Origin of the sequence: Croceitalea sp. P059 (assembly GCF_031846365.1) — a bacterium.
In the GTDB taxonomy this organism is placed as follows: Bacteria; Bacteroidota; Bacteroidia; order Flavobacteriales; family Flavobacteriaceae; genus Croceitalea; species Croceitalea vernalis.
The window spans coordinates 140,663-161,251 of record NZ_JAVRHW010000001.1 but is presented as its reverse complement, the minus strand read 5'-3'; the positions used below and the strand labels follow the sequence as shown (position 1 = coordinate 161,251).

At 33.3% G+C, this 20,589-nt stretch carries 9 protein-coding genes; 2 read left to right on the top strand and 7 right to left on the bottom strand.

The genetic code is table 11. The features are described 5' to 3' along the window. Positions 1-12 precede the first annotated feature (12 nt). The gene (locus RM542_RS00620; RefSeq protein ID WP_311383764.1) at positions 13-2,385 is read left to right on the top strand and encodes a GAF domain-containing protein; all 2,373 of its coding nucleotides are present in this window, start codon (positions 13-15) and stop codon (positions 2,383-2,385) included. A 2-nt stretch (positions 2,386-2,387) separates the two neighbouring features. On the opposite strand, the gene RM542_RS00615 is transcribed toward RM542_RS00620, so the two are convergent. Next, positions 2,388-3,581 (bottom strand): Pycsar system effector family protein, encoded by a 1,194-nt coding sequence (locus RM542_RS00615; protein WP_311383763.1) that lies wholly within the window; start codon positions 3,579-3,581, stop codon positions 2,388-2,390. Between the two features lie 54 nt (positions 3,582-3,635). On the opposite strand from RM542_RS00615, the gene RM542_RS00610 reads away from it, so the two are divergent. Then, a complete protein-coding gene (locus RM542_RS00610; protein ID WP_311383762.1) occupies positions 3,636-7,373 on the top strand; it encodes a metallophosphoesterase in 3,738 nt (1,245 codons plus the stop codon). A gap of 23 nt (positions 7,374-7,396) precedes the next feature. Here RM542_RS00610 and RM542_RS00605 read toward each other — a convergent pair whose 3' ends face one another. Genes RM542_RS00605 through RM542_RS00580 form a run of 6 tightly spaced genes read right to left on the bottom strand, consistent with a single transcriptional unit; the run spans position 7,397 to position 20,369 of the window. After that, positions 7,397-8,257 (bottom strand): hypothetical protein, encoded by an 861-nt coding sequence (locus RM542_RS00605; protein ID WP_311383761.1) that lies wholly within the window; start codon positions 8,255-8,257, stop codon positions 7,397-7,399. After that, entirely contained in the window at positions 8,250-9,155 is a 906-nt protein-coding gene (locus RM542_RS00600; protein WP_311383760.1) for a GyrI-like domain-containing protein, read from the bottom strand. The genes RM542_RS00605 and RM542_RS00600 overlap by 8 nt, the downstream gene beginning before the upstream one ends. Positions 9,156-9,214: 59 nt before the next feature. Continuing rightward, entirely contained in the window at positions 9,215-10,546 is a 1,332-nt protein-coding gene (locus RM542_RS00595) for a vanadium-dependent haloperoxidase (protein WP_311383759.1), read from the bottom strand. 7 nt (positions 10,547-10,553) lie between these two features. After that, entirely contained in the window at positions 10,554-13,796 is a 3,243-nt protein-coding gene (locus RM542_RS00590; protein ID WP_311383758.1) for a VCBS repeat-containing protein, read from the bottom strand. After that, complete coding sequence (locus RM542_RS00585; protein WP_311383757.1) at positions 13,789-17,127, bottom strand: VCBS repeat-containing protein; 3,339 nt, start codon at positions 17,125-17,127, stop codon at positions 13,789-13,791. Before RM542_RS00585 ends, RM542_RS00590 begins: the two co-directional genes overlap by 8 nt. Then, positions 17,124-20,369, bottom strand: coding sequence for a VCBS repeat-containing protein (locus RM542_RS00580; protein ID WP_311383756.1), 3,246 nt, complete (start codon positions 20,367-20,369; stop codon positions 17,124-17,126). Before RM542_RS00580 ends, RM542_RS00585 begins: the two co-directional genes overlap by 4 nt. Positions 20,370-20,589 lie beyond the last annotated feature (220 nt).

Below are 20,589 nucleotides of genomic sequence, written 5' to 3'. Positions count from 1 at the left end.
ACCAATACCGATATGGGATATAATTACAATGGTGAAACACCACTAATTCAATTAGTTAGTTTTAATAAGCTCTTACAACATTATGATGAGCAGGTTAAGAGCAAAGACGAATATCTTAGTTCTCGAGCTCGTTTTGTTTTAGACGCAGCCGCTTCATATCCTGAATTAAGAGATGGATTTGACGATTTGACAATTCTGGAAACCAGAAGAGAAGTAATTCGAACCATTCTTGCAGATACTTTTTCACCTGTTTTGACTAATAATGAAATCAAAGCAGCTTCTATTCCTTTCGCCAACTTGATATTTAATTCGTCTAGCAGATTTGAAAAAATTCTTAATGATGCTGGCAAAGATTTTGAGCTTGAAATAAGAAACTTACCTGACGATTTGCAATATATTATGCAGTGTACAGTGATTTTGAGTTTTTACTATGGTTTTAAGATGGATTTTAAAAGGCCATTGTTTTACGATATCCCAGATGCCAATGGTGTCACTCGTCATTATAGAATTTTGTATAATGCAGATTTTATGGAAATTTCTCCTACGGAGAAAGCCAAGGATTTAGTTCAAGATGATTTAGATGAACTTTTAGAAAATTTCGACAATCTTGATTTATGGAAAGAAAAAATTCCTCCGGGGAGTTTTATCTCTAAAGGTTTTGTGATTTCAAATATGTTTGATGTAACTGCAGAACACTCCATTTCTGAAATTAAATCTACCCTAATTGGTAGCAATAAGAGGGGCAGTGAAAATTTCATGGATAGTTTTCAAGATACCTTTCGTTCCCTTTTTAATTTAAAAAATATCTCAGTTGGTTTTGCCGGTTACGACCCTCACACCGATAGGTTTTTAAAAATACATGGTAAAGGCATAGAGAGCTTTATTCTGAAAGGTAAAGAAATGGAATCTTGTGATAGTATGCTTTGTGACTATTCGTATCAAAAATTATTGGATGAAAGCAACTATATAGCCATATCTAATGTTGAAAAATATTTTATTAAGTCAGAAGGCGGACAACCTTATAAAAATCTTCATGAACAAGGTTTTAAAAGTGCAATTCTAGCTCCAATCGCCGATGATGGCAACCTATTAGGGGTTCTTGAATTAGTATCAACTAATGTCAACGAATTGAATAGTATAAATGCAAATAAATTGATTGACGTAATGCCTTTTATTGTTTCCGCGGTACTGCGATCAATTGAAGAAGAACAAAATTTAATTGATGCTATTATTCAACATGAATGTACAACAGTGCATTCATCGGTATATTGGAAATTTCAAGAAGAGGCAAAGCTTTTTATGACTCAAGAACTTTCAGGGCAAGAACCTTCTTTTAATGAAATTGTTTTTAAGGAGGTTTATCCCTTATACGGACAAATTGATATCAAAGATTCTTCCAAGCAACGTAATATAGCTATACAAAGAGATTTAATGATTCAATTATCGGAGATAAATACGGTTTTAGAAGCTGCTAAAACTAAATTTAAACTACCGATTTACGAAGAGCTCATGTTTAGAGTTAGCAATCATTTAGAAGAGATTAAAGAAACTCTTTTCACTAATAGTGAACAAGCAATTTTTGACTTCGTTCAAGAAGAAATTAACCCGGTTTTTCATCACCTAAAACGTGAAGATAAGAGTATTGAAAAAATGGTGGAGCACTATGAGGCCCAGATAGATGAGACAACTGAATCCTATTATGATCATAGACGTAATTATGATGATAGTGTGATGGAGATTAACATGAAATTAGCTGCTCAGCTTGATAAAAAACAACAAGCAGCCCAAGAAATGTTTCCCCATTATTTTGAGCGATATAAGACCGATGGTATTGAACATAATATGTATATCGGCAGTTCCATTGCCAATGACAGAAGTTTTGATGCCCTTTATTTGAATAACTTACGCTTGTGGCAATTGCAGGTGATGGTTGAAATGGAGAATACCCATTATGCCCTTAAACATCAACTGCCTGTTCCTCTGGATGTTGCTTCTTTATTGCTGGTATATAGCACTCCACTAGCCATACGTTTTAGAATGGATGAAAAGAAGTTTGATGTTGATGGCACTTATAATGCTCGTTATGAAGTTATTAAAAAGCGAATAGATAAGTCATACATTAAAGGCACAAATGAACGCTTAACTCAAAAAGGGAAATTAGCAATTGTATATTCTCAAAAAAAGGATGAAAAAGAATACTTGCGTTATGTCAAGTTTTTAAAGTCTAAAGGCTATTTTACAAATAATATTGAAATTGTAGAATTAGAAGGTTTACAAGGAGTTACAGGTCTCAAAGCAATTCGTGCGGAAGTTCTTTATAAGAAAGATGATAGCTCTGAAAAAACGTATACTTATAATGATTTAATGGAGGAATTGAAGGTTTAAGTTTATCTGTTAAGCTTTGACATTTCTTCAAAATGAAATGATATACCAAAAGCTAATACAGAAACTACTATCCCAATAATAAAAATAGTATAAGTAATTCTTAAGATTTTATACTTTCTATTAAGAACTAGGCCTAAAAAATATAGATCTTTGGTAAGTGAAGAATAGATAAATTTATTGTCTTTCACTAATTCTTGAATTGCCCATTCATACTCTGGCAGGCTCATTTTATGAAAGTTGCCAAAGAATAATAGATTTACTTTCTTTTGTACTACATCTTCTTTTGTGAATTTCCCACTTGTTACATTTGGTCTAGTTGCCAATACCGCTAAAATCATAGATATAACACTGAAAACTATAAATATTAAAGTCGGGTAAATTAAATATGAATTGGATGGATTATCAAGTTTAGGAATAAGATTAGATAATGCGACAGAAATTATAATAGCATTTACTGAAAGTAAAATATTTGCCTTTGTATCTGCTATATCACTAAGTGTAAGATGATTTTTTAGGGTAACTCTAAATAAGGTTTGTATTCCTCTATCTGGACTTTCACTTTTATATTTTGCTTTTAAAGATTCTTTTTTAGCAATTTCCTTTTCTGTTTTTTTATCTTTTATAAGTTGCTTTAGGTTTTTCTGCTTTGCTTCTTCCCAATTTTCCTGAGCATATTCTGTATAATACTTGTGCTCAGTTCTAAACATTTTGATATTCGCATCTCGCCATTCTTTTTGAGAATATTTTTTAATTCCCAAAAGTTCAAGCTCCTCTTTTAAATAATCAGTTGTTTCCCAATAGCTTTTTTGGGCAAAATGAGAGGCATCGGCATCTCGGATGATTTCTTCATGAAGGCCAATGGGTTCATGGTGTCTTTTAGTAGCTAGAATAATCTTGTTAATTTCAGAAATACCCTCTTCACTATAATTTTCTTCCTTCAAAAAATCTGATGCAATTATGCAACTTTTAGCTTCATGGTCGTCGGCTCCTTTGGTGTAACCTGTATCATGAAACCAGGCGGCTATAAGTAAAAGTTCATTTTCGAGTTCTGGTAATTTATGAAAAGCTAATAGTTCTTTAGTGCTTTTTACAACCCGTTGGGTATGCTTTAAATTATGATATAAATAATTTTTATTAAGCTGATTTTCCAAAAGATGGGTAACAAAATATTCAGCTTTTTGAACAATCTCCGACATAGTTGTATATTGAATAATCCAAAATACGAAATTTTGGATTGAAGCGTCAACACTATGAACTCATTTACCTATTTACGATTAGTTAAAAGCTATCTTTTCCTTTTAATTATATGCATTTTTATCAGTGGATGTGCTACCTATAAAACCAAATATTCTGATAAAGCTATTAAACAACAATCAAGTTCTGGAAAAAATATATCGCACACATTTTATCTTATTGGAGATGCTGGAAAATCTCCAAAGGGTGATTTAAACCCAGTATTGAAAACTCTAAAAAATAAATTGGGAAAAGCTTCAAAAAATAGTACTGCTATTTTTTTAGGTGACAATATTTATCCCAAAGGTTTTCCTAGTAAAAAGGATGATGCACTAGGTTATGAGAACGCAAAAAATCATATAGATGCTCAAATAAATACAGTTACTGATTTTCAAGGTAGAACGGTTTTTATCCCGGGCAACCATGATTGGTATAGTAATGGTTTAAAGGGACTGGAAAGAGAACGCAAGTATATTCAAAATGCTCTCGATAGCAAAAAGGTCTTTTTGCCTAAAAATGGATGCCCCATCGAGAAAATAGAAATCAGTGATAACATTGTAGTAATTGCTCTGGATACAGAATGGTACCTTGTAAATTGGGATAAACATCCTACAATAAACGATGATTGCGAAATAAAAGACCGAGGAAGATTTTTTGAAGAAATAGAGAGCTTAATCAAAAAAAACAGGGATAAAACTACGATTATTGCCTTACATCACCCGATGTTCACCTATGGTCCCCATGGCGGTCAGTTTTCTTTTAAACAGCATATCTTTCCAAGTGGTGGAGTTCCATTACCTTTTATAGGGTCATTAATTAATGTTTTAAGAAGAACCTCAGGCGCGACCATTGAAGACCAATCCAACAAAAAGTATAATCAATTGAAAAACAGATTGGTAACTTTGGCGCAATACTCTGAAAAGGTAATTTTCGCTTCAGGTCATGAACATTCGTTACAATACATTGTTGAAGAAAATACACCTCAGATTGTAAGCGGTTCCGGTGCGAAAAAAGGAGCTACTCAATTACTTAACGGTAGCCAGTTTTCTACAGGGCAGATGGGTTATGCAATTCTAAAAATCTTTGATAATGGTTCATCTAGTGTTGAATTTTTTGGAGTCGAAGATGAAAATGAAGAATTGTTATTCAGCACTAACATATTAAAACCAAATAAGAAGAAATCTGTTACGCAATATTCCAATAATTTTCCATCTGAAATGGAGGCTTCCATATATTCTGATGATGAGGTGGATAAAGGTGGCTTTTATAAATGGCTTTGGGGTGACAGATATAGAGAGTATTACGCTACTAAAATAAAAGCCTCAACTGTTAATTTGGATACGTTGATGGGTGGTTTAACTGTAGTCAGAAAAGGGGGTGGTAATCAATCAAATTCGCTAAGACTTCAACACGCAGATGGCAGGCAATTTGTGATGAGGGCTTTGCGCAAGAGCGCAGAACGTTATTTACAAGCGATTGCTTTTCAAAATCAGTACGTTATAGGAGATTTTGAGGATTCGTTCACGGAGAAATTTCTTATGGATTTCTATACAGGAGCCCATCCGTACGCACCTTTCACTGTGGGAGCACTTTCAGATGCGGTAGGTATTTATCATACTAATCCAAAATTATATTATATACCAAAACAAAATGCTCTTGGTGGATATAATGGTGAGTTTGGTGATGGTCTATATATGATTGAAGAACATGTGTCGGAAGGACATAATGATCTTGAAAGTTTTGGAAAAACCAAGAAGATTGAAAGTACTTACGATCTTATTAACAAACTAAGAAAAGATGAGGAGTATCGCGTGGATACAAAAGAATATGTAAAAGCACGATTATTCGATATGTTAATTGGTGATTGGGACAGGCACGTAGATCAATGGCGTTGGGCAGGATTTAAAGATGATAATGGAAATACTATTTTTAAACCAATTCCAAGAGATAGGGATCAATCATATTCTATATGGGGAGACGGATCAATAATGGGTTTTGCCTCAAAAACGGTACCTTCTCTTAGAATTTTTGAGGGCTTTAATGAGGAGATACGCAGTGTTGAAGGTTTTAATGCATCACCGCGAACATTTGCTTTAGATATGGCCTTATTACCTGAAACTACAATTAAAGACTGGGAGGAGCAAGCTAAATTTATTCAGAACAATATTACTGAAGAAGTCATAGATATTGCGTTAAATGAATTTCCGGAAGAAGTAAGGGATGAAACCGTTTTAAGCATTAAGAAAACGCTTTTAGCCAGAAAGTCTGCCCTATTGAGCACAGCAAAAGAATATTTTGGCATCATCAATAAATACAGTGTGGTCACAGGTACAGATAAGGATGATTATTTTACAGTTAGTTCAATTGGAAAAGGAAAAGTTGCAGTAAAGGGGTTTCGGATTAAAAATGGAATAAAGACTGATTTGTTTTTTGATAAAGTTTACCAACCTGAAAGCACGAAGGAGATTTGGATATATGCTTTGGATGATGATGATGTTTTTGATGTGGGTCAAACCGATGGTAAAATAAAAATTCGCCTAGTGGGTGGCCAGAACAATGATTTTTATAAGATTCATGAAAATGCCAGGGGAGTACATACTTATGATTTTAAAACTAAAAAGAATACCTATGATGAAGCATTTGGAGGCAAAATCCATAAAATCAATGATTATGATACGAATACGTATCAGTTTTTGAAAATTAAAGCAAGTAATAATCAAATACTACCTTCTATTGGTGCTAACCCAGATGATGGTTTTAGGCTCGGGTTAACAAATACGTATACCTTTAATGGTTTTAGACAAAACCCTTTTACCCAACAACATACTATTAATGCAGCTTATTATTTTGCTACAAATGGTTTTGATTTAGGGTATAGCGGAGAATTTGCCAATATTTTTGAAGGGGTTAACCTTGAAATTGCTGCAAATTTTACAAGCCCTAATTTTTCAGTTAATTTTTTCGGCTTTGGTAACGATACCGAGAATTTAGATGAAGAAAATCCTTTAGAGCTTGATTTTAACCGTGTAAAAATAAGAACAATCAAATTTGCTCCGTCATTAGTTTGGCGTGGAGATTTAGGCTCTAAGGTGAGATTTGGAGTTTCTTATGAGAATTATGATGTTGAAGAAACTGAAGACCGATTTATTGAAGATTTCTACACTGGTTTAGGTCGTGAAGCTCAACAAGATTTTTTTGGACTGGATGCTGAATACTCTTATGCCAATGCTGATAATGAAGCATTTCCTACCATGGGTATGGAAATATCATTACAAGGAGGATATAAAACTAATTTGACTGAATCTGGTCGAGCATATGGTTTTTTCATTCCGAGTCTTTCATTTGCCTACAAACTGGTTCCGAATGGAAGTTTAGTCCTTGCCACAAAGTTTAAAGGACAATTTAATATTGGAGACGACTATGAATTTTACCAAGCTGCTAATATAGGGGCAAATGATGGGTTAAGAGGATTTCGTTTTCAACGTTTTACAGGCAAGACATCTTATTTTCAAAATACAGATTTACGCTTGAGTTTTAGAAAAAGAAATACCGGGTTATTGCCAGTTACTCCAGGAATTTATGGTGGTTTTGATTATGGCAGAGTATGGTTACCAGGTGAAGATTCAAATACATGGCATAATTCATATGGCGGTGGATTTTTTGTCAATGGTTCTGACTTAATTTCAGCCAATATTGGGGTATTTAATAGTACTGATGGAATTCGATTTGCTTTTGGGGTAGGCTTCGGTTTTTAATTAAAAAATCCAAAGGTTACGATTTATTTAAGTACGTAATTGTACAAGTTGCGTCCTTTAGTTTTTGATTGCTCATCGGCTATTAGTAATGTGGAATTATTTAAAAAGCAAACTGATTCAATTTGTGTTTCATGTTTAAGATAAATAGTCTCAAATTGAGATTCTGAAATCATATTTACTTGAAAGTTCTTTATTAAATATAAATAACCATATCCAATTAGTACTACAGTTTTGCCATCATCTGAAATATCGGCACCAGTAACAGAGCAATGATCCTGGTTTTCACATAAATTAAGAGTACCTACCAAAGTTGCTTTGTAGTCACCTTCTTTATCAGGTATACGATAAACAAAAGTCTTACCTAAATAAGGTCTTGATCGGTCTTTTGTAAAAATGTATAAATGATTATCCCAATGAAAAAAGGCCTCTGAATCAAACAACATACTTCTTTTTTTTGGTGGAAAATTTTTCTGTTCTGGGTAACTGAAAGTTATTTTTTTTGATGGTATTTTATCACCTTTTTCAAGTTCAGGATTGGGTAATTTATAAATGGTCAGATTTTTTCGTTCATTATTGTTATTGCCAAAATCACCTATATATAAATTACCTTCTTTGTCCGTTGTCAAATCTTCCCAATCATTGTTTTCTGCATTTTTAACTTTTAATTTTTTAACTAATCCAGCTTTAAGATTTATACCATAGATAAATTCTTTATTCCCGTTATCCTCTATTACCCAAGCTAAATTATCTGTATAAGTAACAATGCCAGAGACTTCACTCAAGCTATTTGGGAATTTACCAAGATGGTTTAAATCTCCATACCAAGGTTTTTGAGCACAAGCTTGTAAAATGACAAGACAGCTAAGAATAACAAGTTTATTCATTTAAATCTTCCTTTATTGGCAGGTATATTTCCGCTTTCCAATTTAATTCGCCTAAACCGGAGTGAGGATTACTAAAGAATATTTCAATAGGTTTTGGTTCTATTTCAATACCATTAGTATTGGCATAATTGATTAAGGCATACCAAGCCCTGTCAGATGTAATATAGTTTCCATTATAGATAGCCTTTAAGGCTTTCTTTCCAAAGATTCTTTTGTATTGAATTTCAGTACCCATTGGCAATTGGTCGGAACGAATTACTGGGTAACAAAAATTGTATTCAAGACAGTCATTTTTTCTATTCCATTTTGTTATTTCAATCATCGGAGGCCCATCGAATTCAGCATTTGTATTAAGCAAAGTCTGACTAATGTACGAGTCATTTTTCATCATACCTCCTGCTTTTTGAAATTGAGTAGCTTTTATAGGTATATAAGCAACATATTTCGAAGGCATTTCAGCTTCTCCAATAATGCTAATCTTAAACTTACCAATATGATCCTTCAAGTTCTCCATAAAATCAAATACGGTTTTCCTTGAACGTTTTTCAAAATTGGTATCAGAAAATGGAACCTTAACCTTATTAATAAGACTATGTTGAACATCTTTGATGTTAACTACTACTCTTGAGGTAGAATCAGTAAGTGGATTTATTTTCCATTGGTAACGATGTATAGAATCTCCAAAACGTACTTTCTGTGTTAGACGATACAGAGATTCATTTTGCTTAATTGACTCAATTGTATCCAAAGTTTGGTCCCAAAGTTTTAAACTTTGATTTATTGTACCAGCATTAGTATCGGTTGTAAACCTTATTGTGTAATCGTATGATTTGATAAAAAGGTACCAGATTAATCCTGAAATAATGATTAGCGAGAATCCTATTAGTGCTTTTTTCATTTTAATAAAATTTCACAAACAGTTGATTTAATATTTTTAATTTCAATTGGACATTGTTATTAATCGTCTTTCATTTGAAGACTATTAACAATAAATTCTCCAAGATTTCTACCTTGTTTAACGCCTATTTCTACAGCAGCCCTATAATGAATACCACCATACATACGACTAATGGCTGCTTCGTCAGCGGCTGCTTTAAAAGATGTAAATGATCGCACTGGAAGTCCAAAAGCCACTTCAGTATCATCATCGAATGCAAAATCATCACCAAAAATACTTGTTAATGCGGTGGCTGCCGCACCAGAAACTACACTGTGACCGCTAGTATATTCAGGAAATGGAGGGGTTTGTAGTACAGGTTCCCAACTATCATCTATGTGTTCATTAATAAGAGTTTCTGGTCTAATCAAGTTACTTCTATACTTCTCGTCCCAACAACTAATAAACGCGTCAGCTATGGCAATAGATGTTTTGGTGTAAGCATAAACAGTTTGAATTAAATTAGAATTGGTTTTTAGCGATGCAATTTTTGTAATACCAATCCAATGCGCACCTGGAGTGATTTTTTTAGTCGCAAACATTAAATGACCTCTTGTTACTGAAACATAAGGATTACAGTCCCAAAACTGGGCTATAGCAACTTCTTCAGATGTGTCACCCTTAGATGTAATTTCATTACTAATATCATATACCTCTTTTAACTCTTTATAAAAATCAGAATCAACATCCATCGAAAATGACGGAGGAGGAGTCGGTTTAAATTGACTAGCTGAATCAATAACGAATGGACGAATTTTATTCCAATGTGGTTCAATACCGCTCATATATGCTGGGGGAGTCGGCTGCCATCTAGAGGGGTCATCAGAATTCACCGAAAATTTAGGCATGGTACGAGTCTGTTTGTAATTGTCTTTATCCATCCATTCTGATATATGTTCAGCAACTTTAAGACCATAATCTTTTGAAGTAATAAATTCTAGTTCATTCTGATTTTGCCAAACGGAATAAAGGCTGTCTCTAAATATCTCAATACGTTCTTCAGAAAAAATCAACTGCTTGCTTAAGTGCATATGCACAATCAAGGCTGCTAAATCATAATTTAAATTTAAAGTATCTATTGGTTCAGGAATAGATTTAAAATCTGTTAATTGATTTGCAAGAGACTGATAAGTATTTTCTTTTTTAGCTAGTATCTCATAGGCAGCAATATTCGGGTAAGCATATATTCTACTGGCTACTGGAGGAGAAAAAATATCATGAATCATTACCTGAGTAACCTTGTTCACAGAATTATGATAATCTTCTGGTGTTATCACAATTGGGGTTGAATTTTTTTGACATGCTGATAACGTCACTATTGTGAGCAGAATAAAAAATAATCTTTCTTTCATAACCTATCTATTTAGTTTCGAATTCATAGACTTGAGCTTTAGCATCATTGAAAGTCGCAAGTAAATATGACTTATTTTTAAACGTTATTATGTTCAGGTGACGGATAGATTTTTTAGTAAAATCAAGGCCTAATGTATTTCCTAAAATAATCTCATTTTCATTTTTTAATATAGCACCAGGGAAAGAATCAAACCTTCCTTGATATGGCTTAACTCCAAAATAATTACCACCTATTAGAACTTCATTATCGCCATTACCATCGAAATCATGGACTAAGAATTTCAAAATCGGAGAAACCTGCAGTTCATTGGAAAAAGGAATGAAATTGAAAACCCCATTATTATTTTTTAAATAACCAGATTGTAAAGTTGTGACTTTTAATATTGTAGCCCTATCCATACTTTCTTCACCTAAAATTTCTTCTATTGATTGACCAGCAAAAGAACGATAGTTGGTATATTTTTTTCTCAGTGAAACCATCTGAGAACTGAGTTCATCTAACCCTTCCAATGGGTAATACGCCCCGTTTTTATCTATTGCAGTAATCGTTTCAGTTTGACCATTTTTATCAAAATCACCTACATATAATTTAAGCGGCTTTTTAATTGATGCATTGAATTTTGAATTAGTTCCCCAATTACCAAGCAGGTAATCAGTATCCCCATCATTATCAATATCAAAAGGTTCAATAGTCTGCCAGAGACCGCTTAAGTCTAGTGATTGAATTGCGATGAGCTCTCCATTCAAATTCTTATAGAATTTGGGTGAAAACCATTCTCCAACAACAATTAGGTCTTTTACGCCATCTTTATCAAAATCATCCCAAACGGCATCTGTCACCATTCCGGAGTTTTTTCCAATAAAATTATCAAGAATTGAAAAAGTTCCATTTTCGTTAACTAACAATACCGATTCTGGTGTTTGTCCGAAGTTTGAGCTTACCGTATGACCACCAATAAAAACATCTAAATCCCCATCATTGTCGTAGTCAAAGGGTCTGATAACCGAGGCATTTTGAAAATAATCGGGCAGTTTTCCTGTGCTAAAACCGTTATCTTCTTTAATATAATAGCTATCTAAAAGAGCTTTTGCTTTGCCGGTAAAGTGGGCTCCCCCTGAACCTAACAGAATATCGTTTTTGTGATCTCCATTAAAATCTGCGATAGCAATGCTGATATCTTCCTTAATTGAGTCTTTTGTTATATTCGGTGTTTTTTCTTTTGTAAAACCCGAGTCTTTTTGAATATAAATTTGGGAAGGAATAAATCTTGATCCACCAAAGAAAATATCTTCTTGGCCATCCAAATTTAAATCTGCAACACCAACGGCAGGCCCTCTATCTGATGCTTTATAGGGCATCAATTTCTCTTTCAAAAAATCATTGTAGCTATCTTCTTGATGTTCAAATTCAATTCCTAAATTATTGGCAACTTTTTTGAATAATGGAATAGATTTTTTATTTAAAAGATGGTAGCTAAATTGTTCTGTGCCTTCTGGTTTGACAATAAGTGTTTGGTTAATAGCAACATCTGTTATAACTTGAAAAGTCTTATTTGGCCAAACTATTCTTATTGAGTCAACTTTTTGGGCATCCCCATAACCAAAATGGATAAAAGGTTCTGAACTAGCTTGAAAGCCTCTCGTTGGGAAAAGCTCTTTGTACTGAAGAATATTGTTATGATAAGAATAGACTTTGGTGCCGATACCAAATACATTCCTATCACCATAATTAAATTTAATTTTTAAGTGATTTGCCGTTTGATTTGTTTGGTTAAGGTAAATGGAAGCAGGCGTGTTAATATTATTGGTTACTAGATCTAAATCACCATCACCATCTAAATCTGCCATAGCAGTGGCCCCAGAAATAATAGTATCGTTTGTCATCCATTGGCCAGACATATCTTCAAAGTTCAATCCCTTATGGCCTTTAAAAATATAGTTGTGAGCGTTACCTGAAGGCATTAGGTCAATTGCTTTTTGATCAACCAATTTTGTATTGTCAATTTTTTTCTGAATTTGATCATTAGAAACAAATTTTACAAAGTCAAGGTCATTCGGTCTTTTTGAAATTCCGTTAGCGACAAACAAATCCTGCTCCCCATCAAGGTCATAATCACCAAATAAGGCACTCCAACTCCAATCTGTTGCTGCAACACCACTTAAAAGAGCGGTTTCAAGGTAGTTGCCATCTGGCTGATTTACATAAAGCATATTTCGGGTAAATTGGTAATGATAACCAAATTGCTCAGTTCTTAGTCTTTGTATTTGAACATTGTCATCACCTTCTGAAGATTTGAGAACTGTTTCATCTTCTGGCAACATATCTAAAGAAATCATATCTGGTCTACCATCGTGATTAATATCCGCGACATCACTTCCCATAGAGAACCTACTAGTGTGACCAAAAAATTGTTTTAAGCTTTCAGTAAAGCTGCCATCTCCATTATTTAAATAATAATAATCATCTTCATGAAAATCATTGCCTATATATAAATCCGGATATCCATCTAAATTAAAATCAGATACGGCTAAGCCTAGGCCGTAGGCGTTAATACCTCCGAATATTCCAGCCTGTTCACTAACATCTTTAAATTGACCATTGTCGTTGCGCAACAACTTATCTCCTGTTTGGTAGTTGCGTTTATTTCTTAAATCAGCATTACCATATGAATTTTGCGTATGAACTGCGTGATTGAGTAAATAAAGATCCAAATCGCCATCTAAATCATAATCAAAGAAGGCAGCATTTGAACTATAAGAATCAAAATCTAATCCATACTCAGTGGAACTTTCGGTAAACGTATTATCCTGGTTATTTATATAAAGTTCATTGTAACCATTGAAACCATTTATCCCTACTACCGCACAAACATATATATCTAAATAACCGTCTCCATTAACATCAGCCATAGTGACACCAGTATTCCAAGTACTTTTACCTTCAACTTGAGCATTCATAGAAATATCTTCAAATTGAAGATTTCCTTTGTTTAGATATAATTTGTTTTTCACTTGATTACCCGTGAAGAAAATATCAGGTAAGTCATCGTTGTTAATATCCCCAATCGCCACTCCACCACCATTGTAAAAATAAAGATAATCAAGAATGTTTAGTTCATTAGATTCCGTTATGGTGTTGACAAAATCAATACCGGTTTTATTTTGATTAAGACTTTTGAATAGATGGTCATCATTTTTACAACCACAAAATATCAAGAGAGCAAAAATATTTCTAAGCAGTTTATTCATTCAATGCAAATATTTTTGGTTCTTCATTATTAATTGCTGCTATTATAAAGGTTTTGCCCGTTTTGTCTTTAAATTGCTCTAAATATTTAACTTCATTTTTAATCGCGAAACCACTGACATCATAGTTTTGCCATTCAAAGCCTTGTTCCCCATTATTTAATAAAACATTGCCATAACTAGCATCTAATCTTGAAAACTGTGGTTTAAATTCAAAATTATTGCCAGCCATAATCAAATCAACTTTTCCATCCCTATTAACATCGGCACAAGTAATATCACATACACAAGATAATTGAACTCTGGGAGGTAATTTTTGAACGGAAAACTTACCATTACCTTCATTGACTGCAATAATAGATTCTGAAATACGGGATTCTTTTACGATTGAATTTTCGATTATCTCTTGGGGGAATAATTCATTGATTGTTCTACGAGCATAATCTGATGCTCTTAAGTTTTCTTTTTTCAATGCAACAATTTGCTCTGTAACCTCCTTTTTTTGATGAATAGGATAATCACCACCGTTATAGTTTTGGGTTACAATCTGCTCTAAAGTTCCATTACCATCGAAGTCATTAACCCACATCTTCATTGGATGACCTTCTGTTGGTTTATAATGTAAATTAGATCCCATATTACCCAAAACTAAGTCTTGGTCTCCATCATTGTCAAAATCTACAGCTTCAATTGCGTTCCACCATCCCTTTAAACTGTCTAATCCAGAAACCAATTGAGTTAATCTACGGCCATTATTTTTATAAATTTTAGGGGCATCCCAATCTGTTGTTATAACTAAGTCCTTTTTATCGTCACCATCAATATCTACCCAAAGAGAGTTCGTTACCATTCCAGCATCTTTTAGCTCATAACCTAGTCTTTCGGTTGCATTATCGAAGGTGCCATCTCCTTTGTTTTCTAACAATAAGTGGTCCGGTGTTATACCATACACTGAAACAACACTTCTTGACCCAATAAAGACATCAATATCTCCATCCTTGTCAAAATCATGTGGAGAGATTGTAGCTATATTTTTAAATGTTGATGGTAGTTCATTAGGTGACTTTGAAAAAGAGCCATTACCATCATTTAAATACAACCTTGCTTTGTAGCTACGTTGTAAATTATAGTTATTACCGCCAGAACCTACCATTAAGTCTTGGTCACCATCATTATCAACATCAAAAAAGGCAGCTGCAACATCTTCAAATTCTTTATCATTCTCAAATACAGAGATGTTTTTAAGTGCTACTTTACCATTGCCATTGTGTATGTATAAACTTCCTGGTTGTCCATTAGCCCCACCCACAAAAAAGTCTTCGTTTCCGTCATTATTTACATCGGCAACAGCAAGCGAAGGGCCTTCTTGAGATAATTTTTTATAAATGAGTCCCTCGTAGTCAAAATCGTTATACCCATCTTCATTATGAGATACAAATTGAGGAGTATTTAGCTCCGTGAGGTAGGCTTTATCTATTTTATTTGGTTTTGTAACATAAGTTTCTGTTGCATTATTCCAGTCTAAGGACACAACTTGATTTGCTATGGTATTAGCCAATTTTTCAGTTTTAGAGTCTGGCCAAATTATGCGAATTGAATCAATAGTTTTTGTTTGACCTAATCCTAGTGTCATAGTATAGTCAACTGAAGATTGAAAGCCTCTAGAAGGGATTAGTTCTTGATTGACAATATTACCATCAAAATAGAATTTTGCAAGAGTACCAACCGCAAAAGGATTTTCTCCTTTTCCTTTAAATTTTAATTGAATGTAATTATTATTAGATTGACTTTCTGAATTGTTTTTATAGATAAAAGTCTTGGTATTTACATTATTAATAACCAAATCTAAATCTCCATCATTGTCTAAGTCGCCATATGCTGCTCCATTAGAGCGTGTAGGCAAGTCAAATCCCCATTCTTTATTGGCATTGTCAAAAGTGATGTCGCCGTTATTCTTGTAAGCATAATTGTGTTGAGGTTTTATAGGCATTTTATTGATAATCGAATCAATAGACTCTTTTCGACCTGTTAATGCCATTTTTTGAATGATTTCATTTGCAAAAAAGTCAACAAAATCTAAATCTGTAAGGTCATGGTTGATACCATTAGTAATAAAAATGTCTTTTAAGCCATCATTGTCCATGTCAAATAATAATCCTGCCCAACTCCAATCTGTTGCGTCTACTCCGCTGTAATATGCTATTTCAGAAAATGTGCCATTTCCATTGTTTAGTTGTAAAGTATTTTGAATGTACTGTTGGTAAAAGTCTTTTGATTGTTTTAAATCAAATACATTGTAACCTTCAAATTCCATGACTGATTTTACACGTTCGTCAGGTTCAGGAAGCATGTCAGTAATAAAAATATCATTGTAACCGTCATTATTAATGTCTGCGATATCAATGCCCATGGCTGATAGGCTCAAATGTGAAGTATATGCCTTTATTTCTTCTGAAAAAGTGCCATCTTTTTGATTGATGTATAAGTAGTCACGTTCGTAAAAATCATTGGATACGTAAATATCAGGGTATAGATCATGGTTAATATCAGTAACCAAAACTCCAAGTCCAAAACCTATAAGACTACCATAAATACCAGCGTCTTCACTAACATCAACATATTTACCATTATCATTGCGCAATAACATGTCACCAACTCCTCGAAATATATGTGGCACTCCTTCCCAATCTTGTGCTCTGACGTCCCTTTGTTCAGCGTAACCCAAACTACTTACTGGGATATTACTATTGTTCAAAATGTAAGCATCTAAATCACCATCTTTATCATAGTCAAAAAAGGAGGCATGTGTAGAAAACCCAGTTTCGGCTAGATTATATTCGCTTGCCTTTTCAGTAAAAGTTAAATCACCATTGTTTATATAAAGATCATTATCATGATTATTTCCTTCAAGATTACCAGCATTACTAACATAAATATCTAATAAACCATCTGCGTTGATATCTACCATTACAACCCCGGTAGACCATGGTTTATTTCCTTTTATTCCTGCACTTTCAGATATGTCTTCAAATTTGAAATCACCTTTATTTAAATATAGTTTATTGGGCTCCATATTACCTGTTAGGTAAATATCAGACAAACCATCATTATTAATATCGCCAATAGCTACACCACCTCCGTTATAAAAATTACGATACTTGAATATGTTAAAGTTCTTTTGATTTTCAACTTTATTGATGAAATCAACTCCAGTTTCTTGAGCATCTAATAATGTAAAAAGTGTTGGCGATGTTACCACTTCTTCTTTCACTTCTTTATTACAACTACTTAAAAATAACAGTAGCAAAAAAATATTAGGCAAGTATATTCTCATTGTTTCGATTTCTTTTTTGATAAAAAAATTGGTGCTTTAGAATTAATCCCAACCACATAATGTTCATCCCCATTTATTTCAATTTCTTTTATTGTTCTTGCAGCGCCATTGATGTCTGGCAACTCCTCTGTATCCCAATAAAAGTCACCTTTTTTATCATTTTGCAAAATTACCCCATGTAATGCATCTAATCTACCTAACTGCGTACTAATTTCGAAGTCATTACCAATAATTAACAAATCATTAAAACCATCATTGTTGAAATCTTCGATTGCAATGTCATAAATAATAGAAGATTGGGCTATTAGTGGTAATGCTCGTTTCAAAAAACCCCCAGTACCGTTGTTCTTAAAAAAGCAACTTTTAAGTTCAAAGACTTTCTTTTGCTTTGCTTTCTCAAGTTTATTTTCTCCAAAGAGCTCCTTAATTGAAGCTTTGGCAAAACTGCTATACGAAAGATACTTTTTATTTAAAAAAGGCATTTGTTTGACCAAATCATCTTTAGATGCGAAAGGAGTTTCAACCCCTTTATGAAAATAAGTAACTAAAGGTTCAATAGATCCGTTATCGTCAAAATCGGTGCTATAAAGAGTTAGAGGCGATTCAACTGAAGATTTAAATTTTGTGTTTAATCCCCAGTTACCAGCTATAATATCGACATCTCCATCATTATCAAAATCTCTAGCTTTTACAGTATTCCACCAGCCATTAGAATTTGATAATTGATTATTTTTCTGAAGACGAAATTCAGTACCGTTGTTTATAAAAATTGATATGGGCATCCAATGTCCTACGGCAACAAAGTCAATTAAATCATCATTGTTGATATCGTTAAAAACCAAATCTTTAACATTACCTAGAAATTCAAATTCTGGTGCCAACAAGGCAGTCACGTCTTCAAAATTACCTGTTCCATCATTCAGAAAAATATACTGTTTTGGAGTTTTACCATATTGTAACGGTTCTATGTCCGATGTAATAAAAACGTCAATATCACCATCTTTATCAAAGTCATTAGCTATAATTTTTGATGCATTAATGCTGATTCCTTTAAAGTTGGATTCCTTGAAGGATAGATTACCTTTTTCATTTATATATAGTCTAGGTTCTATAGGTTTCCCACTTTTAAATTCATTTCCACCACTAGCTATTAATAAATCTATATCACCATCATTATCGGCATCAAAAAAACTACTAGCTAGGTCTTCATGCAGTTTATGTAATTCAAAATTAGTCTCTTGATTGACCTTAAAAGTTCCATTCTCGGATTGAATGTGTAATTCGGAAGCTTGATTTTTTCCACCAGTAATAAATACATCATCCAAACCATCTTGATTGAAGTCAATAATTGAAATGTTGGGGCCTTGATTAGATGCAGCAAAAGGAATAAGAGGTTCGCGGTCAAAATCTAAGGTAACTTGTTCTTTATGAACAAAGTTTATAAGGGAATCAATCTTCTTTAAGTTTTGTGACTTGCTGTTTTTTGAATAGTCGTGTTTAGAATTAGCCTCCACTTGGTTTAAATTAATGACTTTATTAGGAGTAACTTTATATCTAGTTTGTACTAAGCCATCAGGCCATACTACTTTAAGACTGTCGATTAAACTGTCTTTACCAATACCGAAATGTATTTTATTGGATGTGCTTGATAAATAACCTTTGGATGTAAATTGTTCTCGATACATTATTTTGTTATTGACAAAGGCAGTAATTTTTGCTCCGATTCCGTGTCGATTTCTTCCACTACCCTTAAGCTTAACAATTAAATGGTTTCCTTCAGTAGAATTATTTTTTAGAATTAAAGGATTATCGTCAATGTTATTAACGACAATATCTAAGTCTCCATCATTATCTAAATCGGCATAGGTTGTTCCATTACTAAATGTAGGTTTCTTAGTAAACCAAGACTCAGTAGAATTGGAAAAGGTTAAATCGCCATTGTTTTTAAAAAAATAGTTTGATACTTTTTTCTCGGGGAGCTCATCTATTAATGGCATGTCGGAATTGGTCATTCCGGCATCTATCCTTTTTTGTATGGCATCATTGGCTATAAAATTCATATAGTCCATATCATTGGTAGCGCCTTTTATTCCATTTGAAATAAAAACATCATTAAAGCCATCATTATCGAAATCGGCGAAAAGGGCTCCCCAAGACCATTCTGTTGCTGAAAGTCCAGCTAGATTAGAAATTTCGGCAAATGTTCCGTTTTTAAGATTTAAATGGAGAGTGTTCTGCATGTATTGTGGAGAAAAACCTTGATTTAAATATTGCCTATAAATGGGGTAAGCATACTCCAGTCCAGAAGTTTTATAAGTTTCAAGGTTTTCAGGTAGCATGTCTAAAGAAATAATATCCATGAAACCATCATTATTGATATCAGCAATATCGTTACCCATGGAAAAGTGTGTGGTATGACCAATTCGTTCCGAATCAGCCGAGATTATTTCTTGAAATGTTCCGTTTTGTTGATTTATATACAAATAGTCATTTTCATAAAAATCATTACCAACATATATATCAGGATATCCATCATTATTGATATCACTTATTGATATCCCAAGCCCATAACCAGATTTACCTTGAAATATTCCGGCTTTAGAACTAATATCAATAAAATGGCCATTGTTGTTTTGGTAAAGTCTATCTCCAGATAAAGTATCAATTTTTGTTCTTTGAGAACCACGACCATAAGTTCGATTTGGATGAACAGAATGGTTTAAAAGGTACATGTCTAAATCACCATCAATATCAAAATCAAAGAACGAGGCCGTTGTAGAAAGACCTTCAAAATCTAATCCATAATCAGAAGCTTTTTCTTCAAAAATTGGTATTCCTTTATCATTTGGGCCTTGGTTAATATATAAGAGGTTTTTTCCTTTTAGATTGCGGTATCCTGAAGCTTTACAAAGGTATATATCTAAGTACCCATCATTATTGATATCAACTTGTGTTGCTCCTGTAGACCAGCCTTCGGATGAAAAAATACCAGAAATTTCAGTTACACGTTCAAATTTAAAATCACCCTTATTCAGATATAATTCATCAGAAATTTGGTTGCCAACAAAATAAAGATCAATAAGATTGTCATTGTTAAAATCTGCTGAAATAGTACCAGCCCCATTATAGTAGTATAAGTAGTTAAGTATATTAAGATTTGGACTGTTTAATAAGTTATTAGCGAATTTCACCCCACTAAACCTAGGGGAAATTTCAGAAAATATTTTCTCTTCCTGCCTCATGCAAGAATAGGTGGAGATTAAAATTAAAATAATAGAGAAAACGATCCTGTTCATAAAATGAGAAGTGGCAAAAATATTCTAGAAATAGGTAAAAGTAATAAAGTTATAAGAATAACTTATTATCAACTTTAAATCAAGATGGATTACTAAAAATAGGTTGCGTTTTGAACTAGAGAAAAGTTATGAATATGAAAAAACCCGCTCCATAGAGCGGGTTTTC

Excerpts from the sequence above, each read along its gene's own strand:
- RM542_RS00595 (WP_311383759.1), bottom strand. The coding sequence starts at position 10,546 with ATGAAAGAAAGATTATTTTTTATTCTGCTCACAATAGTGACGTTATCA.
- RM542_RS00600 (WP_311383760.1), bottom strand. The coding sequence starts at position 9,155 with ATGAAAAAAGCACTAATAGGATTCTCGCTAATCATTATTTCAGGATTA.
- RM542_RS00610 (WP_311383762.1), top strand. The coding sequence starts at position 3,636 with ATGAACTCATTTACCTATTTACGATTAGTTAAAAGCTATCTTTTCCTT.
- RM542_RS00615 (WP_311383763.1), bottom strand. The coding sequence starts at position 3,581 with ATGTCGGAGATTGTTCAAAAAGCTGAATATTTTGTTACCCATCTTTTG.
- RM542_RS00590 (WP_311383758.1), bottom strand. The coding sequence starts at position 13,796 with ATGAATAAACTGCTTAGAAATATTTTTGCTCTCTTGATATTTTGTGGT.
- RM542_RS00580 (WP_311383756.1), bottom strand. The coding sequence starts at position 20,369 with ATGAGGCAGGAAGAGAAAATATTTTCTGAAATTTCCCCTAGGTTTAGT.
- RM542_RS00605 (WP_311383761.1), bottom strand. The coding sequence starts at position 8,257 with ATGAATAAACTTGTTATTCTTAGCTGTCTTGTCATTTTACAAGCTTGT.
- RM542_RS00585 (WP_311383757.1), bottom strand. The coding sequence starts at position 17,127 with ATGAGAATATACTTGCCTAATATTTTTTTGCTACTGTTATTTTTAAGT.
- RM542_RS00620 (WP_311383764.1), top strand. The coding sequence starts at position 13 with ATGGGATATAATTACAATGGTGAAACACCACTAATTCAATTAGTTAGT.